This is a genomic window from Rubrobacter calidifluminis (assembly GCF_028617075.1).
In the GTDB taxonomy this organism is placed as follows: Bacteria; Actinomycetota; Rubrobacteria; order Rubrobacterales; family Rubrobacteraceae; genus Rubrobacter_E; species Rubrobacter_E calidifluminis.
On sequence record NZ_JAQKGV010000022.1, the window covers coordinates 14,788 to 39,898 of the forward strand.

General features: G+C 68.6%; 26 protein-coding genes. 13 read left to right on the forward strand and 13 right to left on the reverse strand.

What is annotated here, in order from left to right:
• The first annotated feature begins 153 nt into the window (after positions 1-153).
• The 3 genes from PJB24_RS14275 (at position 154) to PJB24_RS14285 (ending at position 3,705) form a co-directional block, all read left to right on the forward strand.
• Complete coding sequence (locus PJB24_RS14275) at positions 154-1,341, forward strand: UDP-sulfoquinovose synthase (RefSeq protein ID WP_273847009.1); 1,188 nt, start codon at positions 154-156, stop codon at positions 1,339-1,341.
• The gene (locus PJB24_RS14280; RefSeq protein ID WP_273847010.1) at positions 1,338-2,393 is read left to right on the forward strand and encodes a glycosyltransferase family 2 protein; all 1,056 of its coding nucleotides are present in this window, start codon (positions 1,338-1,340) and stop codon (positions 2,391-2,393) included. Before PJB24_RS14275 ends, PJB24_RS14280 begins: the two co-directional genes overlap by 4 nt.
• A 61-nt stretch (positions 2,394-2,454) precedes the next feature.
• On the forward strand, positions 2,455-3,705 hold the full coding sequence (locus tag PJB24_RS14285; protein WP_273847011.1) for a lipopolysaccharide biosynthesis protein: 1,251 nt from the start codon (positions 2,455-2,457) through the stop codon (positions 3,703-3,705).
• On the opposite strand, the gene PJB24_RS14290 is transcribed toward PJB24_RS14285, so the two are convergent.
• On the reverse strand, positions 3,686-4,672 hold the full coding sequence (locus PJB24_RS14290) for an NAD-dependent epimerase/dehydratase family protein (protein ID WP_273847012.1): 987 nt from the start codon (positions 4,670-4,672) through the stop codon (positions 3,686-3,688). The genes PJB24_RS14285 and PJB24_RS14290 overlap by 20 nt on opposite strands.
• Positions 4,673-4,731: 59 nt before the next feature.
• Positions 4,732-5,139 (reverse strand): NUDIX domain-containing protein, encoded by a 408-nt coding sequence (locus tag PJB24_RS14295; protein ID WP_273847013.1) that lies wholly within the window; start codon positions 5,137-5,139, stop codon positions 4,732-4,734.
• Between the two features lie 238 nt (positions 5,140-5,377).
• Between PJB24_RS14295 and PJB24_RS14300 the strand changes: the two genes are divergently transcribed.
• A complete protein-coding gene (locus PJB24_RS14300) occupies positions 5,378-6,052 on the forward strand; it encodes an undecaprenyl diphosphate synthase family protein (protein WP_273847014.1) in 675 nt (224 codons plus the stop codon).
• Here PJB24_RS14300 and PJB24_RS14305 read toward each other — a convergent pair.
• Entirely contained in the window at positions 6,049-7,008 is a 960-nt protein-coding gene (locus PJB24_RS14305; protein ID WP_273847015.1) for an LLM class F420-dependent oxidoreductase, read from the reverse strand. The two genes, PJB24_RS14300 and PJB24_RS14305, sit on opposite strands and share 4 nt — an antisense overlap.
• A 132-nt stretch (positions 7,009-7,140) precedes the next feature.
• On the opposite strand from PJB24_RS14305, the gene PJB24_RS14310 reads away from it, so the two are divergent.
• Genes PJB24_RS14310 through PJB24_RS14320 form a run of 3 tightly spaced genes read left to right on the forward strand, consistent with a single transcriptional unit; the run spans position 7,141 to position 9,395 of the window.
• Positions 7,141-8,118 (forward strand): thiamine pyrophosphate-dependent dehydrogenase E1 component subunit alpha, encoded by a 978-nt coding sequence (locus PJB24_RS14310; RefSeq protein ID WP_273847016.1) that lies wholly within the window; start codon positions 7,141-7,143, stop codon positions 8,116-8,118.
• Between the two features lie 18 nt (positions 8,119-8,136).
• Entirely contained in the window at positions 8,137-9,165 is a 1,029-nt protein-coding gene (locus tag PJB24_RS14315; protein WP_273847018.1) for an alpha-ketoacid dehydrogenase subunit beta, read from the forward strand.
• Positions 9,162-9,395 carry a lipoyl domain-containing protein gene (locus PJB24_RS14320; protein WP_273847019.1) on the forward strand — a complete coding sequence of 78 codons (234 nt, stop codon included), beginning with the start codon at positions 9,162-9,164 and terminating at the stop codon, positions 9,393-9,395. The genes PJB24_RS14315 and PJB24_RS14320 overlap by 4 nt, the downstream gene beginning before the upstream one ends.
• 8 nt (positions 9,396-9,403) lie before the next feature.
• Here the strand turns inward: PJB24_RS14320 and PJB24_RS14325 are convergent, their stop codons facing one another.
• Together PJB24_RS14325 and PJB24_RS14330 are read right to left on the reverse strand one after the other, a co-directional pair.
• Positions 9,404-9,823: a hypothetical protein gene (locus PJB24_RS14325; protein WP_273847021.1), complete on the reverse strand. Its 420-nt coding sequence runs from the start codon at positions 9,821-9,823 to the stop codon at positions 9,404-9,406.
• Between the two features lie 46 nt (positions 9,824-9,869).
• Positions 9,870-10,766, reverse strand: a complete 897-nt coding sequence (locus PJB24_RS14330; protein ID WP_273847023.1) for a sigma-70 family RNA polymerase sigma factor — start codon at positions 10,764-10,766, stop codon at positions 9,870-9,872.
• Positions 10,767-11,116: 350 nt separating this feature from the next.
• Between PJB24_RS14330 and PJB24_RS14335 the strand changes: the two genes are divergently transcribed.
• The gene (locus PJB24_RS14335) at positions 11,117-11,785 is read left to right on the forward strand and encodes an acetate uptake transporter family protein (protein WP_273847025.1); all 669 of its coding nucleotides are present in this window, start codon (positions 11,117-11,119) and stop codon (positions 11,783-11,785) included.
• Positions 11,786-11,823: 38 nt separating this feature from the next.
• On the opposite strand, the gene PJB24_RS14340 is transcribed toward PJB24_RS14335, so the two are convergent.
• The 3 genes from PJB24_RS14340 to PJB24_RS14350 all read right to left on the reverse strand — a co-directional run bounded on the left by PJB24_RS14340 (position 11,824) and on the right by PJB24_RS14350 (position 14,309).
• Positions 11,824-12,522 carry a response regulator transcription factor gene (locus tag PJB24_RS14340; protein ID WP_273847027.1) on the reverse strand — a complete coding sequence of 233 codons (699 nt, stop codon included), beginning with the start codon at positions 12,520-12,522 and terminating at the stop codon, positions 11,824-11,826.
• A 1-nt stretch (position 12,523) separates the two neighbouring features.
• A complete protein-coding gene (locus tag PJB24_RS14345) occupies positions 12,524-13,597 on the reverse strand; it encodes a sensor histidine kinase (RefSeq protein ID WP_273847029.1) in 1,074 nt (357 codons plus the stop codon).
• 91 nt (positions 13,598-13,688) lie between these two features.
• The gene (locus tag PJB24_RS14350) at positions 13,689-14,309 is read right to left on the reverse strand and encodes an undecaprenyl-diphosphatase (protein WP_273847031.1); all 621 of its coding nucleotides are present in this window, start codon (positions 14,307-14,309) and stop codon (positions 13,689-13,691) included.
• Between the two features lie 148 nt (positions 14,310-14,457).
• Here PJB24_RS14350 and PJB24_RS14355 point away from each other — a divergent pair, with 148 nt between their 5' ends.
• The 4 genes from PJB24_RS14355 to PJB24_RS14370 are packed head-to-tail and all read left to right on the forward strand — an operon-like array spanning position 14,458 to position 18,344.
• Positions 14,458-16,236, forward strand: coding sequence for an MGDG synthase family glycosyltransferase (locus PJB24_RS14355; protein ID WP_273847033.1), 1,779 nt, complete (start codon positions 14,458-14,460; stop codon positions 16,234-16,236).
• Positions 16,212-16,910 (forward strand): polysaccharide deacetylase family protein, encoded by a 699-nt coding sequence (locus tag PJB24_RS14360; RefSeq protein WP_273847034.1) that lies wholly within the window; start codon positions 16,212-16,214, stop codon positions 16,908-16,910. Before PJB24_RS14355 ends, PJB24_RS14360 begins: the two co-directional genes overlap by 25 nt.
• A complete protein-coding gene (locus tag PJB24_RS14365) occupies positions 16,910-17,797 on the forward strand; it encodes a hypothetical protein (protein WP_273847036.1) in 888 nt (295 codons plus the stop codon). Before PJB24_RS14360 ends, PJB24_RS14365 begins: the two co-directional genes overlap by 1 nt.
• A gap of 58 nt (positions 17,798-17,855) precedes the next feature.
• On the forward strand, positions 17,856-18,344 hold the full coding sequence (locus PJB24_RS14370; RefSeq protein WP_273847052.1) for a GtrA family protein: 489 nt from the start codon (positions 17,856-17,858) through the stop codon (positions 18,342-18,344).
• Here PJB24_RS14370 and rfbD read toward each other — a convergent pair.
• Genes rfbD through PJB24_RS14385 form a run of 3 tightly spaced genes read right to left on the reverse strand, consistent with a single transcriptional unit; the run spans position 18,341 to position 21,438 of the window.
• Positions 18,341-19,165, reverse strand: coding sequence for a dTDP-4-dehydrorhamnose reductase (rfbD, locus tag PJB24_RS14375; RefSeq protein WP_273847037.1), 825 nt, complete (start codon positions 19,163-19,165; stop codon positions 18,341-18,343). The genes PJB24_RS14370 and rfbD overlap by 4 nt on opposite strands.
• Before the next feature lie 15 nt (positions 19,166-19,180).
• Positions 19,181-20,515, reverse strand: a complete 1,335-nt coding sequence (locus PJB24_RS14380; protein WP_273847039.1) for a glycosyltransferase family 4 protein — start codon at positions 20,513-20,515, stop codon at positions 19,181-19,183.
• On the reverse strand, positions 20,512-21,438 hold the full coding sequence (locus tag PJB24_RS14385; RefSeq protein WP_273847041.1) for a glycosyltransferase family 2 protein: 927 nt from the start codon (positions 21,436-21,438) through the stop codon (positions 20,512-20,514). Before PJB24_RS14385 ends, PJB24_RS14380 begins: the two co-directional genes overlap by 4 nt.
• A gap of 160 nt (positions 21,439-21,598) precedes the next feature.
• Between PJB24_RS14385 and PJB24_RS14390 the strand changes: the two genes are divergently transcribed.
• Positions 21,599-23,110, forward strand: a complete 1,512-nt coding sequence (locus PJB24_RS14390) for an N-acetylmuramoyl-L-alanine amidase (protein ID WP_273847042.1) — start codon at positions 21,599-21,601, stop codon at positions 23,108-23,110.
• A gap of 1 nt (position 23,111) precedes the next feature.
• Here PJB24_RS14390 and PJB24_RS14395 read toward each other — a convergent pair whose 3' ends face one another.
• Together PJB24_RS14395 and PJB24_RS14400 are read right to left on the reverse strand one after the other, a co-directional pair.
• On the reverse strand, positions 23,112-24,071 hold the full coding sequence (locus tag PJB24_RS14395; protein WP_273847044.1) for a UDP-glucuronic acid decarboxylase family protein: 960 nt from the start codon (positions 24,069-24,071) through the stop codon (positions 23,112-23,114).
• Positions 24,064-25,111, reverse strand: a 1,048-nt coding sequence (locus PJB24_RS14400; RefSeq protein ID WP_273847047.1) for a UDP-glucose dehydrogenase family protein, incomplete at its 5' end; no start/stop codon positions are given. The genes PJB24_RS14400 and PJB24_RS14395, both read right to left, overlap by 8 nt.

Below are 25,111 nucleotides of genomic sequence, written 5' to 3' on the forward strand. Positions count from 1 at the left end.
GCTGTTCATCCGGAACTATTTTAAAAAGATTTAACTTATTGACTTCTCGTGGAACTTTCTTGACCTTTCATTGTGCGGTTGTAGCGGATACAATCTGCGACTGGCCTCACAACGTTCAAGGAAAAGAGATGTAGAAGGGGGCGAAACGAGAAGATGAGAGTGATGGTTCTGGGCGGGGACGGCTACTGTGGCTGGCCCACTTCGCTACACCTCTCCGATTGTGGACACGAGGTGATAATCGTAGACAACTTCGTGCGCCGGCAGATAGACCATGAGCTCGGCGTGCAGAGCCTCACCCCGATAGCCACCCTCAAGCAGAGGGTCAGGGCCTGGAAGGAGGTGAGTGGCCAGGAGATAGTCGTCGAGGTCGGGGATCTTCTGGACTGGGAGTTCGTCTCCGGGATAATAAAGAACTACCGTCCCGACGCGGTGGTCCACTTCGCCGAGCAGCGGGCGGCGCCCTACTCGATGATCGACCGGGCGCACGCGGTCTACACCCAGCACAACAACGTGATAGGCACGCTGAACCTGCTCTTCGCGATAAGGGAGCATGCGCCGGAGTGTCATCTGGTCAAGCTGGGGACCATGGGCGAGTACGGCACGCCCAACATAGACATAGAAGAGGGCTACATAGAGATAGAGCACAACGGTAGAAAGGATGTTCTACCCTACCCCAAGCAGCCCGGCAGCTGGTACCACCTCAGCAAGGTGCACGACTCGCACAACATAGCCTTCGCGTGCAAGATCTGGGAGACGAGGGCCACCGACCTCAACCAGGGGGTCGTCTACGGGACGGTCACCGAGCAGACCGAGCGTGACGAGCGGCTGATAAACCGCTTCGACTACGACGAGATCTACGGCACGGCTCTGAACCGCTTCTGCATCCAGGCGGCGATAGGCCATCCGATGACGGTCTACGGCAAGGGCGGACAGACGAGGGGCTTCCTCGACATCCGCGACACGGTCAGGTGCATAGAGCTCGCCATAGAGCATCCGGCCGAGCCCGGGGAGTTCCGGGTGTTCAACCAGTTCACCGAGGAGTTCAGCATCCTCGATTTGGCGAAGATGGTCAAGGAGGCCGCCTCCAAGCTGGGGATAGAGGCGAAGATCGAGAACCTCCCGAACCCCCGGGTCGAGGCCGAGGAGCACTACTACAACGCCAAGCACACCAAGCTTCTGGACCTCGGGCTGGAGCCGCACTACCTCAAGGAGAGCCTGCTCGACTCCCTTTTGAACATAGCGATGCGCTACAAGGACCGGGTCGAGCCCGACGCCATAGACCCCAAGGTCTCCTGGCGGGAGGGCCAGCGTAAGGAGAGGAAGGCAACTTCGGCGGTATGATGGCGTTCGACCACATCAGGTTCGCCGGGATACTCGTCGCCGCGATTATCGCGGCGGCGAGCATCCTGGCCTACAAGCGCGGCAGATGGCGCCGGTTCGACCTGCTGCTCGCCCTCATCGTGGCCGCGGGGGTCGCTGTCTTCTCGGTCTTCCCGAAGGTCGGCGACGTACTGCTTTACGTCTTCCAGCTCCAGAACCGGGGCTTCGCCATTCTGGTCGCCGCGGTGCTGGTACTTTTCGCGCTCGTGGTCTACCTGATCGGCAAGGTGCAGGACGTGAGCCGCAGGAACGGCCAGGTCGTGACCGCGCTCGCCGTGAGGCAGTACAAGGAGCGCTACGACCCGCCGCAGCCGCTGCCCGAGGGGGCACGCGGCAGGATCCTCATCGTCGTCCCCGCCTACAACGAGGCCGGGGGCATCGCCCAGGTCCTCTCGCGGGTGCCAGAAGAGCTCATGGGTTACGAGGTCAGGACCGTCGTCGTCGACGACGGCTCATCCGACGCCACCGAACAGATCGCCCGCAACCTCGGCTACCCGGTCGTCTCGCACGTGGTCAACCGCGGGCAGGGCGACGCGCTGAGGACCGGGTTCGCCATCGCCGGGCTCGAGCGGGCCGACATGGTCATAAACCTCGACGCCGACGGCCAGTATCTGCCGGAGGAGATGGAGCGTCTGATCGTCCCGATAATCGAGGACGAGGCGGACTTCGTCCTCGGCTCGCGCTTCATGGGCTTCTACGAGGAGGCCGGGAGCGTCCGGCACATCGGCGTCGTGTTTTTCTCGAAGATGATCTCGCTCCTGACCGGCAAGAAGATAACCGACTCGACGAACGGCTTCCGCGCGATAAGGGGCTCGATGCTCCCGAAGCTCGACCTCAGGGAGGATCGCTTCAACGCCACCGAGCTCATCCTCGAGGCGCTCAAGAAGGGGCTGCGCTTCAAGGAGGTGCCGGTGACGATGCTCAAGCGGGCCGAGGGCGTGAGCAAGAAGCCCCCGAAGCTGCGCTACCCGCTCGGCGTCTTCCGGGTGATCATACAGACCTGGCTGCGGTAGCACGCCGTCCGTCCCCCGGCGTGCTACCCTCATCTTCGTGATGTTCTCCTCCCTACGGAGCATGCTCAAGGCCCGTCAGCAGGGTGTGGGCGCGGGCAGCGCCTACATGATCGTCTCCCTGGGCATCTCCGGCGTCCTGACCTACGCCTTTCAGAGCTTCGCGGCTCACACCCTCGGCAGGAGCGGCTACGGGCCGCTCGCGCTGCTCTGGTCCGCGACCTTCCTCACGGTGCAGGTGCTCTGGATCGCCGGCACCCAGACCCTCGGGCGCTACGTCTCCGAGCGGGCCGCCCGGGGCGAGGACTGGCGTCCCGTGGTCGCCTCGGTGCGCCGCTGGCAGGCGGGACTCGCCGCCGGCTTCGTAATCCTGGCGGCCGCCGCGAGCCCGATCCTCACCAGGGAAGTCTTCCAGGGGCACGCCTGGCTGAGCTGGACCTTCATAGCAGCCGTGGTCGCCTACGCGCCGGAGTACTTCCGGCGCGGCATCTTCAACGGCCACCGCCAGTTCTCCCGCCTCGGGGCCCAGCTCGTCTCCGAGCAGACCGGCAGGCTCGTCATAGCTGTGGTGCTGCTCGCCGCGGGGCTGGGCGTCTTCGGGGCGGCGGTCGCGATCGTACTCGCCCCGATCATCGGGGTGCTCGCCGTGAGACCCACCCCGGCCGACCCGCCGCAGAAGGAGGGCGAACCCTTCTCCGCTGGGCGGGCGGCTCGCTTCGCCGCGCCCGTGCTCGTCTGCATGGCCGTCGCGCAGGCCTTCGCCAACGGCGGCGTGATCCTGGTGAGCCTGCTCGGCGGCACCCTCCCGCAGGTCAGCGTCTTCGCCGCGGCCCTGATCCTGACCCGCATCCCACAGTACGTGCTGAGCCCGGCCGTCGAGAGCCTGCTGCCGCACGCGAGCCGTATCCTCGCCTCCGAGGGCCGCGCTGCCTTCGAGCGCTTCGTCGGGAGGGCGCTCGGCCTCGTGGCGCTCGTCGGGCTGCTCATGGTCGCCGGGACCTGGCCGCTCGGGCAGTGGGCGGTGCGGCTCTTCGCCGGTTCGGACTTCCACGCCAGCAGAGGGCTGCTGGTCATGCTGGCCGCCCTGGCCGCCTTCTACCTGGTCTGCGACATGTTGAACCAGGCGCTCTTCGCCCGCGGGCTGGCCAGGCTCGCCGCGCTCGCCTGGGTGCTCGGGCTGCCCGTGGCGGGCGCGTCTCTCGCGCTCTCGGGCGCCGGGGTGATGAGCCGGGTCGCCCTCGCGCTGCTCGCCGGGATGGTCGCCGTCTCGCTCTTCCAGGTCGCCTTCTACCTGCTCAGCGGCTCCCGCGAATAAACCACTCCGCCGTGCGCCTCAGGCCCTCCTCCAGGCTCACCTCGGCCTGCCAGCCGAGCATCCGGCGGGCCTTAGAGGTGTCCGAGTAGTTGCGCTTCACGTCGCCCGGTCTGGGCGCGGCGTGTCGGATCTCCACGTCCTCTATCCCGAAGTCGGAGAGCACCGGAATGAGCTTCTCGACGAGCTCCAGCACCGTCGTCTCCGAGCTGGTCGCGATCTGGAAGATCTCACCACCCACGCCCGGCCTCTCGGCCGCGAGCCGTACCGCGCGCACGAGATCTTCTATGTAGATGAAGTCCCGGGTCTGGGTGCCGTCGCCGTAGATCTCGAGCGGCTCGCCCCGCATCGCCCGGCTGATGAAGCGCGGGACCGCGTTCAGGACCTTGTGCCCCGAGCCCGGGCCGTAGACGTTGCCGAAGCGCAGCGCCACGGTCTCGAGCCCGTAGGCGAGGAAGTAGGCCGAGCAGTAGCCCTCACCGGCGAGCTTGCTCGCCCCGTAGGGGCTCGCCGGGTGCGGGGCGAGGTTCTCGTGTATCGGGGGCTCGACCTCCCCGACCGCAGCCCCGCTCGAGGCGAAGACGAACCTCCCCGCCCCCGCGTGACGGGCGGCCTCCAGGTAGTTGAGCGTCCCCACGACGTTGGTGAGGCAGTCCTTGCGCGGGTTCTCGACCGAAGGGGCGACGCCGGTGTTCGCCGCCAGATGCACCACCACCTCAGCGCCCCGCGCCGCCCGCAGCGCGAGCTCGTCGTCGAGGATGTCCCCGACGACGAGCTCCACCCCCTCCCCCGCCATCTCCCCGACCTCTTCTGCCGGGGTCTCCGAGAACCCGCACACCCCGGCGAGATCCTCCTGGCTTCCCACCGAGAGGTCGTCGAGGACCCTGATCGAGTGTCCCCCCTCCGAGACGAGCGCCCCCACGAGCGCGGAGCCTATGAAACCGCAACCCCCGGTGATGAGCCAGTTCAAGGAAGCCCCCTTCTCACTCTGAGCCATCCGACACGGTGGCGGAGTTTACCACCGGCAGACTACTCCAGCACCACCGGCCCCCGGGCCCCGGAGAAGTACGCCGCGAGCACCGGTCTTCCGGTCTCTATGACGTCGAGCTCCTCGATCTCCTCCCGGCTGAAGAACGCGAGATCGAGCGACTCCGGGCTGCGCCGGAGACCCGAGAAGTCCTCCACCGAGACCCGGTAGGCGAACGAGATCACCCGCACGACGTTCCCGTCGGGGTAGGCGACGATCTTCGACGGATCGGAGAAGACGCAGAAGAGTTCCGAAGAGCTCACCGAGAGCCCGGTCTCCTCGCGCACCTCGCGCCGGAGCGCCTCCCCGAGCGGCTCGTCGACCTCAACCGCCCCGCCCACCATCCCCCACCGTCCGCAGTCGCTACGCCGCTCCAGGAGCAGACGCTCCTCGCGCTCGATGAGCGCCATCACCCCAACCATTATCGGGCGGTTGGGGCGCGGAGCGCCGGGGTTTCTGTAGAAGAATCTGGCCGGTGGCAGAGAGCTCCCTCCTTACTCGTAGCCAGGAGCCGATTCTAGCAAAGCCGGGATCTCCACCGGAGGTTACCGATCTGTTACCCGATTCTCAAGAAAACTTAAGGTAGACGTACGATCATGCTGGTATCAAGGGGCTTGGCGGAAGAGCGCGAAAAGGAGTGAGCCCTTCTTGAAGCTGATCCGGAGAAAGCCCACACGAAGCAAGCGCAGGAGACCCAAGGCCTCGCCGGCCCGCGTGGCGCTGGTGGCCGAACGCAGCGGCCCGCGGGAGGCCCCACCCCTCGTCCCCCTGCTGGAAGCCGCCGGAGAACTCGGGATGAGGACGCTCATGATCTGTCCGCCGCCCGGCGGCGAGGGCGGCGTCATCTCCGAAGTCGGTGCGGGGGAGGCGCTCCGGCTCGGGGTACGCCTGCGGTTCTGCGGCCTCCCGGAGGAGCTCCCGGAAGAGCTGCGGCGCGAAGCCGCGCGGGCGGAGAGCCTGACGGCCCGCGCCCGCGGCCTGGAGGTGTGCATGACCCCGGGACACCACGGGGGCCGGGCGGAGATCGTCGCGGCGGTAAAGTCCCTCGCCGCGGAGGGCGTCCCACCCGAGAAGATCGACGAGGCCGCCATCTCCGGACGTCTCGCCGCTCCCGCCGCCTGCGATCTGGACCTGATCGTCTACGCCGGAGACCGCCCGCGCTTCTCGGACCTCCTGCTCTGGGAGATGGCCTATGCCGAGTTCTACGCCGCCGGCCGCCCGTGGCCGGAGCTCACCGCCGCGGACCTGGAGCGGGCGGTCGAGTCCTACGCCTCCCGGTCTCGCCGCCGCGGAGGCGTAGAGCCCGCGGACACCGGCTCCTAGAGCTCCTTCAGCGCCCCCGCCAGCTCGCGCTCGTAGAAGGAGCAGAACTCTTTCTGTTGCTCGCCTATCTGGATGAGCGCCACCCTTCTGAAGCCGGCCCCGGCGAATTCCCTCACGCCCTCGACGATCCCCTGCGGGTCCGGCCCGCAGGGGATCATCTGAGCAACGTCCTCCTCCCGGACGCTTGCGGCGAAGGCCTCGAAGTTGGTCGTGTTCGGAAGCTCGGACTGTATCTTCCAGCCGCCGAGAGCCCAGGCGAACTGCTCGTGGGCCAGCCTGCGGCATTCTTCTTCGTCTTCGCCCCAGCACACCGGAAGCTGCGCGACACCGGGCTTCCCCTCGCCGCCCCCCGCCTCGAACATCTCGACGAGCTCCCGCCGCGGCTCGATGGCGATGAGGAAATCCGCCAGGTTTCCGGCCAGCTCGCAGGAGCGCGGCCCGCTTGCCGCGATCCCGATCGGCACCTCCCCTTCCGGCGCATCGAAGAGCCTGGCCCCCTCGACGTCGAAGTACATCCCGCGGTGGGTCACGTAGCGCCCGGTGAAGAGCTCCCGGATTATCTCTACGGCCTCGGCGAGCATCTCGTGCCGGACGTCCACCTGCGGCCAGCCCCGCCCGACGACGTGCTCGTTCAGGTTCTCCCCGGCCCCGAGCCCGAGCGAGAACCGCCCGCCCGAGAGCAGCGAGACCGTGGCGGCTTTCTGCGCCACGATCGCCGGGTGGTAACGGATGGTGGGACAGGTGACGTAGGTCATGAGTGGGATGCGCTCCGTCACCTGCGCCACGGCCCCCAGCACCGCCCAGGCGTAGCCGGAGTGACCCTGCGCCTCGAGCCAGGGATGGAAGTGATCGCTCATCACCGCGAAATCGAAGCCCGCCCGCTCGGCGAGAACCGCATCCTGCACGAGCTCGCGCGGCGAACGCTGCTCGCACATCAGCGTGTAGCCTATCTCCATCCGGAATCCCTCCTCTACTCGTTCTCCACCGACAGCCGCTTTGTACCCGCCCGGAGGAGAAGCTATCCACCGCTCCCTTCCCGGAGCCGGCCGTTTATGAAACAATATGCACATCAGAGGAAAGGAGGAGTGATGGACGCGAGTACACGCCTCTCGCTGTACAGGACGATGGTACGCATCCGGGCCTTCGAGGAGGCGATAAGACGGGAGTACTACGTGGGCAAGCAGCCCGTCTTCGACATCGGGGCCGGCCCGGTACCGGGCGAGATGCATCTCTCGGCGGGCCAGGAGCCGGTGGCCGCCGGGCTGTGCGCCCATCTCGGGCCCGACGACGCCCTCACGGGGCCTCACCGCCCGCACCACATCGCGCTCGCCCACGGGGTGGACATGAAGCGGATGACCGCTGAGATCTTCGGGCGCGAGAGCGGCCTGTGCCACGGCAAGGGCGGTCACATGCACCTCTTCGCCCCGGAGGTCCACTTCGGATGCTCGGGGATAATCGCGGAGGGCATGCCGACAGCCTGCGGGCAGGCGCTCGCGTTCAAGAAGCGCGGTACAGATCAGGTGGCGGCCGCCGTCGTCGGGGAGGGGGCCGTAAACCAGGGCGGCTTCCACGAGTCGCTCAACCTCGCCGCGCTGTGGAAGCTCCCGGTGATCTTCGTCGTTGAAGACAACGACTGGGGGATCTCGGTGCCCCGCTCGGCCTCGACTAGCAACTTCTCGGCCACCGACCGGGGCCGGGCCTACGGCATCCCCGGCGAGCGGGTCGAGGACAACTCGGTGGAAGGCGTCTACGAGGCGTGCGGACGCGCCGTACAGAGGGCGCGCCGGGGCGAGGGACCGTCGCTGGTAGAGGTGCACACCCTGCGGCTCTGGGGCCACTTCGAGGGCGACGCGCAGGGCTACCGCCAGAGTGAGCTCGAAGACGTGCCGGGGCGCGACCCGATCCCGACCTACCGGAGGACGCTCATCGAAGAGGGCGTGCTCGACGAGGAGGAGGCCCAGAGGATCCGGGCCGAGGCCGAAGAGGAGGTCGAGGCGGCGATCCGGTTCGCCAAAGAAAGCCCCGAGCCCGCCCCCGATGAGGCGCTGGAGCACGTCTTCGCCTGAGGGAAAGGAGGACGGAAGATGACGACCGCAGAGAGGACCCGCGAGAGGCGGTTAACCACCGCGCGGGCGATGGTCGAGGGCATCGCGCAGGAGATGCGCCGCAACGAAGAGGTCTTCGTCATGGGAGAAGACGTCGGCGCCTACGGCGGCATCTTCGGCACCACCACCGGGCTCCTCGATGAGTTCGGTCCCGAGCGGGTGATGGACACCCCGATCAGCGAGACCGGGTTCATCGGCGCCGGGATCGGGGCCGCCATCGAAGGGATGCGCCCCATCGTCGAGCTGATGTTCGTCGACTTCTTCGGCGTGTGCATGGACCAGATCTACAACCACATGGCCAAGATCCACTACGAGTCCGGCGGCAACGTCAGGGTGCCGATGGTCCTGATGACCTCGGTCGGCGGTGGCTACTCCGACGGGGCCCAGCACTCGCAATGCCTGTGGGCCACCTTCGCCCACCTGCCGGGGATGAAGATCGTCGTCCCCTCCAACCCGCGCGACGCCAAGGGGCTCATGATCTCCGCGATCCGGGACGACAACCCCGTCGTCTACATGACCCACAAGGGCATCATGGGCCTGGCCTGGATGGCCAAGAACGCCCGCTCGGTCGGCCCGGTACCCGAAGAGGAGTACGAGGTCCCGATAGGCAAGGCGAGCGTGGCCCGCGAGGGCACCGACGCCACCGTCGTGACCCTCTCGCTCTCGGTCCACCACGCGCTCGACGTGGCCGAGCGGCTCTCGGGAGAGGGCATCGAGCTGGAGGTCCTCGACCTGAGGAGCCTGGTCCCGCTCGACCGGGAGGCGATCCTGGAGTCGGTCGGCAAGACCGGCAGGGTGCTCGTCGTCGACGAGGACTACCGATCCTTCGGTCTCTCCGGCGAGATCGCCGCGACGATCGTCGAGGAGGACCCCGCGATGCTCAAGGCCCCGCTCGCGCGCGTCGCGGTACCGGATGTCCCGATCCCGTACGCGAGGCCGCTCGAACGGGCGGTCCTGCCCACCCCCGAGCGGATAGAGGAGGCAGCGCGCGGGCTGGTGGGCGCTTGATCGAGGTCCGCTTCCCTCTCCTCAACGAGAGCGAGCCCGACGCCGAGGGGGTGCTCGCCACCTGGTTCGTCGGCGACGGCGAAGAGGTCGGGGAGGGTCAGCTTCTGTGCGAGGTCCAGGTGGAGAAGACCTCCGAGGACGTCCACGCGGAGGGGGCGGGCACCATCCGGCTCGCGGTCTCCGAGGGAGAGGTGGTCCGTCAGGGAGAGGTGATCGCCCGCATAGAGTAGCCCTCGCGCTAGTGGTTGATGCGCTCGGTGCTCTCCGGGAAGGCCTCCCGCACCCGACAAAGGGCGGCGGAGGCCCGGATCATATACAGCTCGAGCAGCAGGCGGCGCAGGATCCCGCAGCGGGCTCTCTGCTCCTCCACCATCCGGGCGAGCCTCAGCACGTCCTCCGTACAGCGCTGGTAGCCGAGGGCGCACATCTCGAGCTCGATCTCCGAAGGCGAGCCGCGGAGGGTCATCACCATCTCAGCGGCCCGCTCCGCCACGCTGCGGCTAATCCCCGCCACGCCCGGCCGGGCCCCCTCGCACGGCGAGGCGGAGGCTATCCGCCCCACCGAGGCCCGTCGCAGGCGGTGCAGGGTCCTCCTGCGCCCGAGGGAGACGGCAAGGTCCATGAGGAAGACCACGCCCCCCAACAAGACTCGCGCCATAAAACGCCGAAGACCACCAGATCTCCCTTGCACGGCCTCACCTCCTTCAGGATGCAGGGACCAGAGGCCGCCGGGTCATCCGTCGGCTCGCCACCCTCAACGACCTCTCCGCCTGGGTCTGCAGCTGGCGCACCCGCTCGCGGGAGAGGCCGAGCTCGCGGGCGAGTTCGGTGAGCGTCGCCGGCTCCCGGCCGTCGATACCGTACCTCCTGACCAAAACATAGTGCAGGTTCTCCGGCATCCGGCGCAGCGCCCCCTTGAGCCAGAGGCTCTCCACCCTGCTCATGGCGATGCCGGGAACATCGGAGCTCTCCTCATCCTCGACGAAGTCGCCCGCGACGGCCCCCGGGTCATCCTCCGAGAGAGGCCGGTCGAAGCTCGTCACCTCGGGGGAGGCGCTCAGTGCGAAGACGACCTCCTCCACGCTCCACCCGAGCCTCTCGGCGATCTCCGCCTCCCGCGGTTCACGCCCGAGCTCGAAGGAGAGCTCCTCGCGGGCCCGGATCGCCTTGCGGATCTTCTCCCCCATCTGCACCGGGATCCTCACGACCCGGCCTTTGTCCGAGATCGCCCGCCCGACCGCCTGCCGGATCCACCAGGTGGCGTACGTCGAGAAGCGGTAGCCCCGCTCGGGGTCGAACCTCTCGACCGCCTTCATCAGCCCGATGTTGCCCTCCTGGATGAGGTCCTCGAACGGCAGCCCCATCCCCCGGTACCTCTTGGCCACCGAGACCACAAGCCTGAGGTTGCGCTCTATCAGCTCCGCGCGCGCCTCCGCATCTCCGCCTCCCGCCCGACGGGAGAGGTCGACCTCCTCCTGGTGGGTCAGAAGGGGCAGGCGGCTGATCTTCTCCATGTAACCCTCCAGTAGAGAAGGGACACCACTCTCCTTCTCGGTCGCCTCCAGATGTCCCTCCGTCACATCCTGCTCGATAAGAGTCATCTCTTTCCCTTCTTCGAGTAGATCCCTCGTCCACGAGGCTCCGGTCCACCCCGTCGTCATCGAGTCTTATTCCCACCTGCTTTAAGGATTCAGTAAAGTCCGGTTAGAAAGCCGTAAAGAATCCCCCAAAACCCCGCCTCCGGCTCAACAAGAGCGTGCCTGGATCACGCGCACTGCAACAAATACCTTCCCATTAACACCTCTTTACAGAAGCTTTATGAGAGGTTCACAGGCATGGAGCTATGCTTGGAAGAGAAGCCGGCCGGCACTGTCCAGCGATTCCACGAGGAGGCATCATGATGAGTGATCAGAGCGCGAGGACAGAAAGGAGAGGGGCGGGAGGAGAAGCCGTGTCCAACGGGATCTCGCCGGCCCGCACGTTTTTGCAGCCGATAGCCGCCCCTTCGATAGTCGGGCTCTTCGGCTTCGCCGTCTCGACCTTCATGGTCGCGGCGAACCTGGCCGGGTGGTACGGCAGCTCCTCCGAGCCGGTGTTCCTGTTCCCGCTCGCGTTCGCCTTCGGCGGGATAGCGCAGTTCGCCGCCGGGATGTGGTCCTTCAAGGCGCGGGATGCGGTGGCGGCCGGGATCCACTCGACGTGGGGTGCGTTCTGGATCGGCTACGGCATCCTCTGGTACATGGTGGCGAGGGGGATGGTCAGTACCGGCAGGGCCTTCGACCTGGGTCTCGGGTACTGGTTCATCGGGCTGACCGCCGTGACGTTCCTGGGCGCCATGATCATCGGCACCGACAACATCGCCCTGTCGGCGGTGCTAAACACGCTGTGGCTCGGCGCCGGCGCGCTCGCCGTGGGACTCCTCACCGCGACCCACTTCTGGGTGGTGATCGCCGGGTATCTGCTGATCCTCTCGGCCATAGCCGCCTGGTACACGGGCGGCGCGCTGATGGCCGCCGGGATGGGCAAGCCGATGTTCCCGATGGGGCTGAGCCGGCGCGAGCGGGAGAAGGCCGGGTTCAGCGCGGGCTTCGGCGAGCCCGGCGTCAAGCGCGGGCAGTAGGCCAGAGGATCCCCGCATGTCCCGCATGCGGGGATCCTTCACCGCTCGGTGAACCTGTACCCGACCCCGAACACCGTCTGTATGTAGCGGGGATTCTCGGGGTCGGGCTCTATCTTGTGCCGGATGTGCTGGACGTGAACGTCGACCACCCGGGGTTCGCCGTAGAAGCTCCCTCCCCAGATGTGCCTCAGGATACGCTCCCGGTCGCACACCTCTCCAGGGCGGGAGGCGAGGAAGGCGAGTATCTCGAACTCGCGGTTGGTAAGCCGGATCGGCTCCTCCCCGCGGAACACCCTGCGCCGGGCCAGATCTATCTCGAGCCCGTCGAACTTCAGCGTCTCGCTCTGGGGTGCAGACCTGGCCCGCCGGCGCCTGAGGTGCGCCCTTACCCGGCTCGCGAGCTCGCGCGGGCTGAAGGGTTTGGTGACGTAGTCGTCGGCCCCAATCTCGAGCCCGACGACGATGCTGGTCTCGTCGTCTCGGACGGTGAGCATGATGATCGGGACGTTCTCCACCCCGGAGCCGCTCGAGCGTATCATGCGGCACAGCGTGAGCCCGTCGGTGTCCGGGAGCATCCAGTCCAGGATCACAAGATCAAAGGGCCTCTCGCCCTCCAGAAGCTCGGTGGCCTCCCCGCCGCTGGAGGCCGCCTCGACCTCCATCCCCTCGCCTTCGAGCGCGTACTCGACGACCCTGCTCACCGCCGGGTCGTCCTCTACCACCAGTATCCTTGGCATCCTAATCTGTCTCCTCGAGCTCTATCTCGAAGGTGGAACCCTCGCCCTCGCGGGAGCTGACCCGCACGGTCCCCCCCATCCCCTCGACGAGGTCCCGGCAGATGGAGAGCCCGAGCCCGAATCCGCCCGATCCGGGGCTCTTGTAGAACCGCTCGAATATGCGGGGTAGCTCCTCGGGGCTTATCCCCTCCCCCTCGTCCTCGACGGCCACCCGCCCCCCGCCGACTCGCACCAGGACCCGCCGTCCCTCTGGGGAGTGCTTTACGGCGTTGTTCAGCAAAACCAGGAGCGCCTGCTCCAGCTGCTCCGGGTCCGCGAGGACCGACCTCCGGTCGTGGATCTCGAGGCGGAGCTCGACCGAAGCGCTCTGCGCGATGGGCTCCATCCTGTCTATGGCCCTCCCGGCCACCTCCGGGAGGTCGGTCCGACGTATCTCAGGGTCCCTCCTTTCGGCCCCGATGCGGGCGAGGCGCAACAGGGTCTCCGAGAGGCGCTGCATCCTGATGGCCTCCGCCCGCACGTCCTCGAGCAGCCGCCGCCGGCGCCCGGCCTCCTGCCCGCCGGTGAGGAGGAGCTCGGTCGCGCCGAGGATCGCAGTGATCGGCGTCTTCAGCTCGTGCGCTGCGTTGGCCAAGAACCGCTGCTGATTTGCCTCCAGGCGCTGCTCCTGTGAGAGGTCTCGCATAAGGACCAGCACCCCTCCCCGGTGGTCGTCGAACTTCGGAAGGTGGTTGAGCCTGATCTGCACCGCCGTATCCCCGGCGCGCGCGTAGCCGCCCTCGCATCGGAGGGTGCGGGCGCAGCGCTCGACGGCTCGCCCGAGGTCGAAGTCCTCGAAGGGGTTGGGAACGGCCCGGCCGAGCAGCGCGTCCTCGTCCATGCCGAGGATGCTGCAAGCTGCGGGGTTGACGAACATCACCCGGCACTTGAGGTCGGTGGCGAGGACCCCCTCCCCCATGTTCTCCAGGATGACCTCGAGGGTCTCCTCTTTCTCCTCAAGCAGTCTCCGGGAACGGGCCGGCAGCACGCCTCCCAGGGCCTCCCCCAAAGACCCGAAAAGCCTCCGGAAAGCCAATCAAACCTCCTGTCGCCGCCTCCCGGTGCATTATATCCGCAGCCTGGATCCCAAACCCCTCCTGCGCGGCGGACCTCCAGCCCTGGTCCCCTCAGCGCAGAGAGGCGCGCTGCCTTCCCGTACGGCGACTTCCCTGGGGGAGCGGGAGGTGGAGGGCAAGTATCATCCTGTCGGCCAGGCGGCTCAGCGCCCGCATCGCGGGCTCGAGCCAGAGGACGAGCACCGTGGCGACGACCGTTCCCACCACGAACCCGCCGGCGATGTCCCCCGGGTAGTGCTCCCCCACGTAGACGCGGGCGTAGCTCATCAGGGCGGCGTAGAGGAGCGCGAGAACGCCCAGCCGGCGATGGAAGGCGAGGAGCACGAACGAGATCGCGAAAGCCGCCGAGGCATGGTCGCTGGGAAACGAAGCATCGGCCGGATGGTGGGTCAGGAGGTGAACGGAGAGCGGATGGCTCACGAACGGCCGCGGCCTGTACCACAAGTGGCTTATGACCACGTTGGCCAGCAGCGCAACCCCGGCCCCGATGAGCGCGGTTATCGCGCCGCGGCGCTCACGTTCGAGCCCCCTCACCCAGCCGATCAGAAACCACAAGACGATCAGGCCGACGAATATCCCGACGGCCCATCCCGCGGCGCGTACCATCACGGCGTCGAGCAGCGGATGATGCCCGGCCGGTGCGTTGATCAGATGCTCCACACGATAGTCCAATTTTCGTCCTCTCTCTCGAGACGAACGTTAAACCCATGTTAAACGAAAATGATAGGTCCGTTCCCTGAGAAGCCGGTAAGAATGCCTCTCAGGGAAATCTCAGGAAAACCTTCCATCCTCCGTGCATGGCAGGTAGAAGGACCGACGGATGAATCTCTATCTCCTCCTCGCGCTGTCCGCCGCCGTCCTCCTCGTTGGGCTCCGACCGCCGCGCGCCCGAACGGTCCGGGAGCCGGTGGCGGGGCGGGTGCTCGTGCTCAGCGCCTCGGTCGGCGGGGGGCACGATGCGGCGGCCCGCGCGCTGGGCGGGAGGCTGGAGGAATCCGGGCTCGTGGTGACGGTGGAGGATGGTCTGCGGGCGATGAGTCCTGCGCTCGAGATCCTTCTGCGGCGCGGGTACATGAAACAGGCCCGGGGCGGCGGCCGGTTGCTGGCGTTCATCTTCGGCCTCACCTCACGGCGGGTCTGCGTCTCGGTGGTCCGGACGCTGTGCGGGCTGCTCTACGCCGGCCGGCTGCGGCGCCTCCTCCTCTTCCACCGACCCGAGATGGTGATCTCCACCTACCCGCTCGTCACCCAGGCCCTGGGGAGGCTGCGCCGCCGGAACCTCATCCCCCCGGTGATCGCGGCCATCGCGGACTACGGCGTACACCCGCTCTGGGTGCACCCGGACGCGGACCTGCACCTGGTCGTCTCGGAGCACTCGGCCGGGCTCGTCCGGCAAGCCGGGGGCCGGGCGGAGGTGGTACGTTTCCCGGTGAGACCAGATCTTCACCAGAACCTCGACCGGAGGGAGGTCCGGAAGACGCTGAAACTCCCCCAGGAGAGCAGGCTGGCGCTGATCGTCGGTGGAGCGTGGGGGATAGGGGACCTGGAGACCGCCGCCCGGTGTGTCGCCGGGAGCGGGGTCCACACCGTGGTGGTGACCGGCAAGAACACCGCCCTCAAAGAGCGGCTCGGGTGGGCATTCTCCGGCCGGCGGGACGTCACGGTCTTCGGCTGGCGCGATGACATGCCCCTGCTCATGGCCGCCTCGGACGTCCTGGTGCAGAACGCCGGAGGCATGACCTGCCTGGAGGCGCGGGAAGCCGGGCTCCCGATAGTGATGTTCGACCCGGTGCCCGGCCACGGCGAGTTCAACGCGCTCGCGATGGAGCGGGCCGGAGCCGCCCTCTGGCCCCGCACGGCCGAAGAGCTCGTCTCGATCCTCGAGAGCGGCACCTACAGCGAGCTCCGGGCACCGGAATCCTCCAGAGCCACGGATTCGGCAGAGGCCCTCCGCGAAATCCCCCGGGAGCGCCCACTCCCCGCCGCCGGCTCCACGCCCCTGCGCCCGGTGCTCGCCCCCCTCTTCGCGCTCGGGATGCTCGTCTGGCTCGTCTTCGCCTCCCCCGGCGCGGCGCTCGCCGTCGAGACGCTGCACCTGAAGATACCGGGGTACGACCCGCCCCCCGGCAAGATGGCCCTCGGGATAGAGACCTCGAGCCCGGCCACCGCGAGAGCCGCAGAGAGCTTCGCCCGGCGGCACGGTCTCCCGCTCACCATCTTCGTGCGAGGAGAAGCCGGGGAGGGCCTCGTCCCGGCGCGCGGGGTGAGCTTCGGGCTCGTCGCCCGGAGGGGGGAGGGGATCCCCTCCCCCTGGCGCAGCCGGGCGGCGCTGAAGCGCAAGGCGGAGAAGCTCCGCCGCGAGCGGGACATCCGGGTGCGCTATCTCCTCCCCGTCCCCAGGACGAACCTGGCCTCGCTCGCCACCGCCCCGCGGGGGATGCGGCCCGTGGCCCCGGAGAAGCCGGGCATGGTGGGCAACGGTCTCGTCGTGATAGACGCCTCGGGGACGAGCCCCGGGGCGGCGAGGGGGGCGCTGCGGGACGCGATGGCGCAGGCGAAGGCGAAAGGTCTCGGGTGCGTGCCGCTCGGAAAGCTGTAGGGGCCGGGCTGGCACTCGCCGCGGCCTACGCCGCCCCGGCAGCCTTCCGGCTTCCACCGGCCGGGGTCCTCTTCCGACCCCTGACCCGGGTGGAGGGGAACCGCGTGGCGCTGACCTTCGACGACGGTCCGGCTCACTCCACGGAACGCTTCCTGGAAGTCCTGCAGGAGCACGGGGTGCGGGCCACGTTCTTCGTCGTCGGAGAGCAGGTCGAAGCCAACCCGGGCATCCTCGAGGAGATCGCTTCCTGCGGGCACGAGATCGGACTGCACTGCCACCGGCACCGCAACCACCTGCGCCTGGGTCCGAAGGCGACGCTCGAGGACCTGCGAAGGGGAGCCGGGATCATCGAAGAGAGCCTCGGCCGGCGGGTCGCACTCTACCGTCCACCCTACGGGGTCTTCAACGCCGCCTCGTGGTCGTGGTGCGGCAGGAGGGGTTACCGCCGGGTGCTCTGGTCGCGCTGGGGGAAGGACTGGGAAGAGGGAGCCACGCCGTCGAGCGTGCTGCGCAACCTCGGATCTCCGGAAGCAGGAGAGATCGTGCTGCTGCACGACGCCGACCGCTACTCCGCGCCAGGCTCCTGGCGCAACACGCTGGCCGCGCTGCCGGAACTCCTGGAGCAGCTCTCCGAGAGAGGCATCGGGGCGGGGCCGGTGGGGAGGTCGGGCTAGTGCATGCCAGCCTCCTTCTGGGCATCGCGCTCGCGCTCGCCTCCACCTTCGCGTACAACGGCTCGGCGGTGCTGCTCGCGGTGGCGGCTCGCCGCCGTTCGCGGGGCAAGCCGCTCGTGCTGGAGGCCGGCAGGGACACCAGCGGCGTGGGAGGGGTGCTGCTCGACGCCTCCGGGTGGGTGCTCGAAGCCGCCGCGCTCGCGCTCATCCCGCTCACGCTGGTGCGGGTGTTGAGCTCCGCCGGGCTCGGGGTGCTCCTGGCTCTGAGCGGCAGGACGCTCGGAGAACCACTCGGGCGGACGAAGCTCACCGGAGCCGCGCTCGTCGGGGTCGGGGTGGTCGCGGTCGGCATCTCACCGCCCCGCTACGGGGGGGCGGCGCCTGCCGCCTGGGAATGGGGGGTGATGGTCGCGCTGGTGGTGCCGGTCGCCCTCTGTTACTACGTGCTCCGGGCGCTCGGCCGGCCCCAGGCCTCCCGCCTCTTCGGCGCCGTCTTCGCCGGGGTGGCCTTCGCGACGAGCGGCATCTTCACCAAGGGGGCGGTGGACCTCTTCTCCTCCGGAGCCCCCCTCTTCTCCGCGAGCCCGGACCATCCGCGAGGGCTCGCCCTCCCGCTCGCCCTGCTCGGAGTCGGGATGCTCGCAAGCGGGGTGCTGGCCTTCGAGGCGCAGATGAAATCGCTGCGCCACGTCCACGCCTCGGTCGTCACCCCGGTCGTGCTCGCGCTGCACACCGTGATCCCGATAGCCGCGGCCCCCTTCCTCTTCGACGAGCGGTGGCCGTCGAGCCCGCTCCTGCAGGCGGTGCTCGGCCTCGGCGTCTTCCTCACCCTGCTCGGCACGCTCGTGCTCTCCGCGGACGGCTCGAAGGAGCTGGACGTCCCCTGAAAGGCATTTCTCTCACGAACCTCTCAGGAAAGAGAGGGAAAATCCCGGCGTGGCACGGATGAGAAGAGAGTTCTTCGCCAGCTACGCCCGGTTCTCGCTCGTCGGGCTCTCCAACGGCGTCGTGGACTACGGAGCGCTGAACCTGCTCATGCTCCTCTTTCCCACCCGCCACCCGGTCCTGCTCGCCTCCTACAACGTCGTCGCGCTCATCCTGGCCAACGCGAACAGCTACGTCTGGAACAGCCGCTGGACCTTCCGGGGCCGCAGCGACCGCTCCCCGAGAGAGCTCCTGCTCTTCTCCAGTCAGGCCGCCCTGAACATCCTGGTGGCGGGCGGCGTGATCTGGGGCGTCTCCTCGCTGCTCTTCGCGTACACCAACCTGCCCTCCCTCGTCGTCGGCGACGCGGCGAAGGTCACCTCGAGCGTGGTCGCGACGACCCTGAGCTTTCTCGTGCTGCGCTACGTGGTCTTCCGGGAGCGCCCGCGGGGCGAACGGATGCCGGGCCTGCGGGAAGCCACCACGCCACCCTGCCGGAGCTCCCGCTAGAGCTCCCTCGAGAGGTAATCGGAGAGCGCCTCGCGCCAGTGGCGCATCGCCGGCCCGTCCGGCGAGGACAGGACGCCGTTGGCGGGCCGGGCGGCGGGGAGGGGGTACTCGGAGCTCTTGATCGGGGAGAGGTCGGCCTCGATCCCGGCGAGGGTGAAGATCTCGCGGGCGAAGTCGTACCACGAGCAAGAGCCGGAGTTGGTCGCGTGGTAGAGCCCGTAGAGGCCGCGTGAGACGATCTCCGCTATCGCCCCGGCGAGGTCGCGGGCGTAGGTCGGGGAGATGTACTCGTCGTCCTTCACCTTAAGTGATCTTCCCTCCCCCGCGGCCCGCAGCATCGTACGCACGAAGTTGTGTCCTTCGCCGTAGACCCCGGCGGAGCGGACCACGTACCAGCGGCGGCACAGACGCATCACGTACTCCTCCCCGGCGAGCTTGGTCCTCCCGTAGACGCTCAGGGGGTTGGGCGGGTCGAAGGGTTCGTAGGGGCTCTCCGAGGTGCCGTCGAAGACGTAGTTGGTGCTCACGTGCAAGAGCTCGATCCCCCGCCGCTCGCAGAGCTGGGCCAGGTTGCGCGGCCCGAGCGCGTTCACCCGGTAGGCGAGCTCCCGCTCCGTCTCGCAACCGTCGACGTTGGTGTAGGCAGCGGCGTTGATCACGAGCTCCGGCGCGTGCTCCTCCAGCGCCGCCTCGACCGCCGGACAGTCCGCCACGTCGAGCTCCGCGTGCGAGAACGGCACGACCTCCCTCCCCTCCTCGGGCAGGACTCGGGCGAGCTCCCGCCCGAGCTGTCCCGCTGCACCGGTAAGAAGAACCTTCATCCCGTCTCTCCTCCTCTAGCCTCCGGCGAGTGAATCGTAGAGCGCCTCGAGCTCGGCGGCGTACTCGCTGGTGGTCTTGACCGGTCCTATCCCCTCCCGCAACCTCGCGAGCAGCCCTGGCTCGGAGGCGAGCCGGCGCAGCTGCCGGACGAGGTCTTCGGCGTCGTCCGCCGCGAAGAGGAGGCCGTTCTCGCCCGGACGCACGAACTCGGACATCCCGCCGAGGTCCGCGGCGAGGACCGGAATCCCGGCGGCGAACGCCTCGAAGACGACGCCGGGGGCGTTCTCGTACCAGCGGGAGGGAACCGCGAGCACGTCCATCCCCGCCAGGACCCTCCCGATCTCCCGGCGCACGAAGGGACCGGCGAACTCGATCCTGCCGTCCGGGGTCGCGAGCTCGCGCAGCCTCCGCACGTACCCCGCGTCGGGGCCGGGGGAGCCGTGGAGCCTCAGCCCGGCCGGCAGGTCCGGCGCCCGGAGGAACGCCTCGATCAGGAGATCGGGGCCCTTGTGCGGCGCGAGCGTCCCGACGAACCCGACCCGGAGCGGGGGCACCTCGTGCGGCGGGACCTTCTCTATCCCGCCGGTGTCTATCCCGTAGACCGAGACCGAGATCCTGCCCCGCCCGAGGCCGTTGGCCTCGAGCAGCTCGCGCGTGAGCCGGGTGTAGGCGAGGATGTGGTCGACGAGAGCGAGCTGCCGCCGGACGTACCCGGCCCGCTCCCGCAGGTCGCGCACCTGCCCCAGAGGAAAGATCCTCCGGGCGAGCGGGGTGCGCGAGGCCAGCCCCACGGCCCGCAGGGCCGCGTCCGGCATCAGCCCCACCGCACGCGAGAGCCCGCCGTCCGGGCTGCGCGAGGCCAGGCACCTCAGGCAGTGGTGGAGCTCGGGTCCCCGGCAGAGGACCCCGTCGTGGCGGTAGAGGTCGACCACCGGGCAGATGCTCCAGAAGTCCGCCGCGGTGAAGACGACCGGCAACCCCAGCCCCTTGAAGGCCGGGACGACGGAGGCCGAGAGCCCCTGCAGGTGCATCGCGTGCACCACGTCCGGCCCGAACTCCCGGGCGCAGGCGCGCGCCACCTCCGCCATATGCGGGTTCTCGTAGTTGAGCCGGTAGGGGCGGGAGAGACCCTCCCGGGGCCGGCCCACCCTGCGGACGGGCACCCCCTCGTAGACGTAATCGCGCACCTCCCCGGGCTCGATGTCGCCGTGCGGGGCGCTGCGCTGCGCCGCCAGGACGAAGACCTCGTGCCCCCGGGAGCGCAGCTCGCGCGCCAGGTTCAGCGTCACCACCTCGACCCCGGCCGAACTCTCCGGGAAGAACTGATGGGCGCAGAAGAGTATCCTCACAGACCGCCCCCGATCAGACGCTCCAGACGCGGGCCGTCCGACGCGGCGAGCAGAGTCCCGAGGCCGTTCGCCGCGGCGTACGAGGCGGCCCGGGGCGCGTGCCGCAGCGTCCCGAGGGGCCCCGCCTCGCACCAGAGCCCGCGCAGGAGGTGGGCCAGATCCGCCACCCCCGAGAGGAGGGCTGCCGGGGGGGAGACCTCGACCCCGAAGAGCTCCCGCAAAAGACGCGCCTCGGTGTAGCGTCGCCTCAGGTCGTAGCGAAATCCCCGCTCGTGCGAGTGGTAGACGACGGAGCGCGGCTCGTAGACGAGGGCGTATCCCGCCTCGACGACGCGCCGCCCCCACCGGAGATCCTCCCCGAAACCGCCCTCCTCGAACGGGATCTCCTCCCAGACCGACCGCCGGATGCAGGAGCTGACGTCGTCGAATGCGGCGGCGAGCCGCCGCTCGGCCGGAGTCAGCGCCCCGAGTCCCCGCGGGGCCCGCTGCACCCTGCGCCTCTCCGACGAAGCGAGGGAGCCTCGCGCCAGTACCCGGGTGAGCGGGGTGGCCTCCGGACGCGGTAGCTGCCTGCCGTAGACCCCGGCGACCGAAGGGTCTCCTTCGAGATCCTCGACCATCGCGGAGAGCCAGCCGCCGTCCGCCGGGAGCGCGTCCTGCACGACGAACGCCACGTACTCGCCGCGCGAGAGCGAGACCCCGAGGTTGCGCGCGGCCCCGTGGTCGAAGCTCCCCGGCGGGATCTCGTGCACCAGCGCCCCGAACCTCCGGGCCGTCTCGACCGTCCCGTCGTCGGAGCCCGAGTCGACCACGACGACCTCGACGACGAAATCTCCCCTCTGCGCGGCCATCCTCTCAAGGAGCAGCCCGAAGCCCGGTCCGGCGTTGCGGGTGAGCACCACCACCGAGACCTCTCCTCTCACCGGGGATCACGCCCCCCCCGGACATCACGGCCGCGCATCAGGGAGGCATTCTATCTTCCCGGTATGGATTTCACACCGGAAGACGGCTCTCGGGGCTTAAGTTTCGTTCACTTTTGTCCGATAATTCTTTCAGTACTTCGCAATGTTTCGGAGGGGGAATATGCGATCGAAGACATTCATCCTTCTTGCTCTCTGTGCGGCGGTCGTATGCCTCGCCGCCGGCAGCCACCCGGTCGGGGCCCGGCAGCAGGGCGCCGCGGCACGGACGATCTCCGGTGAGGTGAGCGCGGCCTCGCACCGCTACGGCGTGCCGGCGAGGCTGCTGCTCGCGATGGGTTACGTCAACACCCGCTGGGAGACCCCGCCGCCGAGCCCGTACCGGAAGGGCGACCCGGAGGCGAGGGGCACCTTCGGGGTGATGCAGCTCGCCGACAACCCCTACCAGCACACCCTCGGGCTGGCCTCGGGGATCACCGGCATCTCCCAAAAGCGCCTCGAGCAGAACCGGGCGGCGAACGTGATGGGGGCCGCGGCGGTCCTCGCTCACTATGCCGGCAAGCCGGGACCGCAGAACATAAACGGCTGGCGCGGCGCCGTGGCGCGCTACGGGGGCGGCGAGGCGTACGCCGAGCAGGTCTACCAGACGCTCAGGCAGGGCGCGAGCACGAGGACTTCCTCGGGCGAGAGGGTCGTCGTCCCCCGGACGCCGGGGGCACGGGCACCCCAGGCCTCCTACGCGCCCTCGGCGGTGCGGGCGGACTACAGCAGGGCCCGCTGGTACGGGACCAACGGGAACAACTTCACCCCGGCGAACCGGCCCCACGACCTGAGGATAAACAGGATAATAATCCACGTCACGCAGGGATCGTGGGCCTCCGCGATAAACTGGTTCAAGGATCCGAGAGCCCAGTCCTCGGCGCACTACGTCATACGCTCGAAGGATGGCTACGTCGGCCAGTCGGTGAGGGAGAAGAACATCGCCTGGCACGCGGCCAACTGGGACTACAACCAGCACTCCATCGGCATCGAGCACGAGGGGTACATCAACGATCCCAGGTGGTTCACCGACGCGATGTACCGCTCCTCGGCGAGGCTGGTCGCCCACCTGTGCCGCAAGTACCACATCCCGATCGACCGCAAGCACATAATCGGTCACAACCAGGTCCCCGGGGCCGACCACACCGACCCCGGACCCTACTGGAACTGGACGAAGTACATGCGCTATGTGCGCAGCTACGCGGGCGCCACGGGAGGCAAGCCTGTCTACCAGCAGGTGGTGGACAACGCCTCGGTCCGCTTCCACGCCTCGAAGGACTGGCACTACAACACCTGGAACAAGGCGAAGTACGGCAGAAACTACCGGGCAGCACGTCCGAAGAGCGTCTCCGACCCGGCAACCTTCTACGTCAAGGTCCCCACGACCTCCGACTACGCGGTCTACGCCCGCTGGCCGGCTTCGAGCGACTACAACGACCGCACCCCGATCCTCATCCGCACCACCTCGGGCTTCAGGAAGGTCGTCGTCAACCAGCGGCGCAACGGGGGAAAGTGGGTGAAGCTCGGGACCTTCCAGATGCCCGAGGGCAAGAAGCGGAGCATCATGATCTCCCGCTGGACGAGCGGGCGTGGCTGGGTGATAGCCGACGCCGTCATGATCCGGCGCTACAGGTAGTTCATCTCGCGGCCCGTTTCCGAGCGCCCACCCCGGCCGCGAACCAGCGGATGGTGCGCGCGAGGCCCTCTTCCAGGTCCACCACGGGCTCCCACCCGAGGGAGGCGCGAGCCCGGCTTATGTCCGGCGAGCGCCGCCTCGGGTCGTCCTCCGGCGGTGGCAGGCGGACGATGCGGCCCTCGCCCCCGGCGAGGCGGGTGATGAGCTCTGCTATCTCGAGCACGCTCCTCTCCTCCGGGTTGCCCAGGTTCACCGGGCGTGTCTCGTCGGAGCGCATGAGGAGCAGGAGACCTTCGACGAGGTCGTCCACGTACTGCAGGCTCCTGGTCTGGGTGCCGTCCCCGTAGACGGTCAGGGGTTCCCCTGCGAGGGCCTGCCGGACGAGGTTCGGGACGAGCCGGCCGTCGTCGGGGCGCATCCGGGGCCCGTAGGTGTTGAAGATGCGGGCTATGCGGGTCTGAAGCCGGTGGCGCCGGCGGTAGGCCGCGGTGAGCGCCTCGGCGTAGCGCTTCGCCTCGTCGTAGACGCCGCGCACCCCCGTGGTGCTCACGTTGCCCCGGTAGTCCTCGTGCTGGGGGTGGACCAGGGGGTCGCCGTAGACCTCGGAGGTTGAGGCCAGGAGGAAGCGGGCCTTCTTGCTCCGCGCCAGCTCGAGGACGTTCCTCGTCCCGGCCGAGCCACTCTCCAGGATCTCGATCGCGAGCGGCCCGAAGTCCTTCGGGCTCGCCGGGGAGGCCAGGTGGTAGACCTCGTCCACCCTGCCGGGGATACGGATCGGGCGCCGCACGTCGCGCTCGAGCAGGAAGAACCTTCCCCCGAGGTGTGAGACGTTCTGCGGGGAGCCGGTGATGAAGCTGTCGACGCAGACGACCTCGCAACCTTCGGCGAGGAGCCTCTCGGAGAGGTGGCTCCCGACGAAGCCTGCCCCGCCGGTGACGAGCGCGACGCGCCTCCTAGCCACGGCCGAAACCCGAGTAGAGAAGCCCGGCCGCCCGCGCCGCCTCCGGGTCGAGGGCGTTCCTCCCGTCCACGAGAAGGCGGGGATCGCGCATGATGGCGGCGGCGCGCACGAGGTCCAGGGCGCGAACCTCCTCCCACGCCGTCGCGACGACGGCGGCCCGGGCGCCCTCGAGCGCCGAATAGGGGTCGTGGCAGGGCTCCAGGCCGGGCATGCGGCGGGCGGCCTCCTTCGCCGAGACCGGGTCGTATCCGGCAACACGCGCCCCCTTCCCCAGAAGCAGCGCGGCGATCTCGAGCGCCGGGGAGCCCCTCAGATCCTCCGTCCCAGGCTTGAAGGAGAGACCGAGCAGGGCGACCCGCTCCCCCTCCAGCGACCCACCGAGCGCCGAGCGCACCCGGCGCACGGCCTCCCGCCGCCGCTCCAGGTTCACCTCTTCCGCGGCCGCGAGGAGCGGCATCCCCAGACCCCGTCCTTCGGCCATCGCCCTGAGCGCCGCCACGTCCTTCGGGAAGCACGAACCTCCCCAGCCGATCCCGGCCTCGAGGAACTCCCCACCTATCCTGTGGTCGAGCCCGATCCCCCGGGCCACCTCCCCGACGTCCGCGCCCACCAGCTCACAGAAGCGAGAGATCTCGTTGATGAAGCTGATCCTGGTGGCGAGGAAGGCGTTGGCGGCGTACTTTATCGTCTCGGCGCTCGCGAGGTCGGTGACGATGAGCGGAACCTCCCGCTTGGGCCTGGGTTCTATCGGGGACGGGAAGCTCTGCTCGACGATCGGGCGGTAGAGCTCGCGCATGATCTCGAGCGCCTCCTCCGACTCCCCGCCGAGCACGATCCTGTCCGGGAAGAGCGTGTCCAGGACGGCGCTCCCCTCGCGCAGAAACTCCGGGTTGGAGACGACCCGGAAGCTCTCCTTCCCGGCGCCGCCCTCGCGCAGCAGGCGCGAGACGTAGTCACCGCCTCCCACCGGCACGGTGCTCTTGTTCACCACCACGAGCGGGCGCTCCCTGCCGGCGCCCCCGAGAACCCGGCCCACACCC

Coding starts and splice junctions, on each gene's coding strand:
- PJB24_RS14355 (WP_273847033.1), top strand. CDS start 14,458: ATGAATCTCTATCTCCTCCTCGCGCTGTCCGCCGCCGTCCTCCTCGTT.
- PJB24_RS14275 (WP_273847009.1), top strand. CDS start 154: ATGAGAGTGATGGTTCTGGGCGGGGACGGCTACTGTGGCTGGCCCACT.
- PJB24_RS14325 (WP_273847021.1), bottom strand. CDS start 9,823: ATGGCGCGAGTCTTGTTGGGGGGCGTGGTCTTCCTCATGGACCTTGCC.
- PJB24_RS14390 (WP_273847042.1), top strand. CDS start 21,599: ATGCGATCGAAGACATTCATCCTTCTTGCTCTCTGTGCGGCGGTCGTA.
- rfbD (WP_273847037.1), bottom strand. CDS start 19,165: ATGAAGGTTCTTCTTACCGGTGCAGCGGGACAGCTCGGGCGGGAGCTC.
- PJB24_RS14370 (WP_273847052.1), top strand. CDS start 17,856: ATGAGAAGAGAGTTCTTCGCCAGCTACGCCCGGTTCTCGCTCGTCGGG.
- PJB24_RS14340 (WP_273847027.1), bottom strand. CDS start 12,522: ATGCCAAGGATACTGGTGGTAGAGGACGACCCGGCGGTGAGCAGGGTC.
- PJB24_RS14295 (WP_273847013.1), bottom strand. CDS start 5,139: ATGGCGCTCATCGAGCGCGAGGAGCGTCTGCTCCTGGAGCGGCGTAGC.
- PJB24_RS14315 (WP_273847018.1), top strand. CDS start 8,137: ATGACGACCGCAGAGAGGACCCGCGAGAGGCGGTTAACCACCGCGCGG.
- PJB24_RS14285 (WP_273847011.1), top strand. CDS start 2,455: ATGCTCAAGGCCCGTCAGCAGGGTGTGGGCGCGGGCAGCGCCTACATG.
- PJB24_RS14305 (WP_273847015.1), bottom strand. CDS start 7,008: ATGGAGATAGGCTACACGCTGATGTGCGAGCAGCGTTCGCCGCGCGAG.
- PJB24_RS14280 (WP_273847010.1), top strand. CDS start 1,338: ATGATGGCGTTCGACCACATCAGGTTCGCCGGGATACTCGTCGCCGCG.
- PJB24_RS14310 (WP_273847016.1), top strand. CDS start 7,141: ATGGACGCGAGTACACGCCTCTCGCTGTACAGGACGATGGTACGCATC.
- PJB24_RS14330 (WP_273847023.1), bottom strand. CDS start 10,766: ATGACTCTTATCGAGCAGGATGTGACGGAGGGACATCTGGAGGCGACC.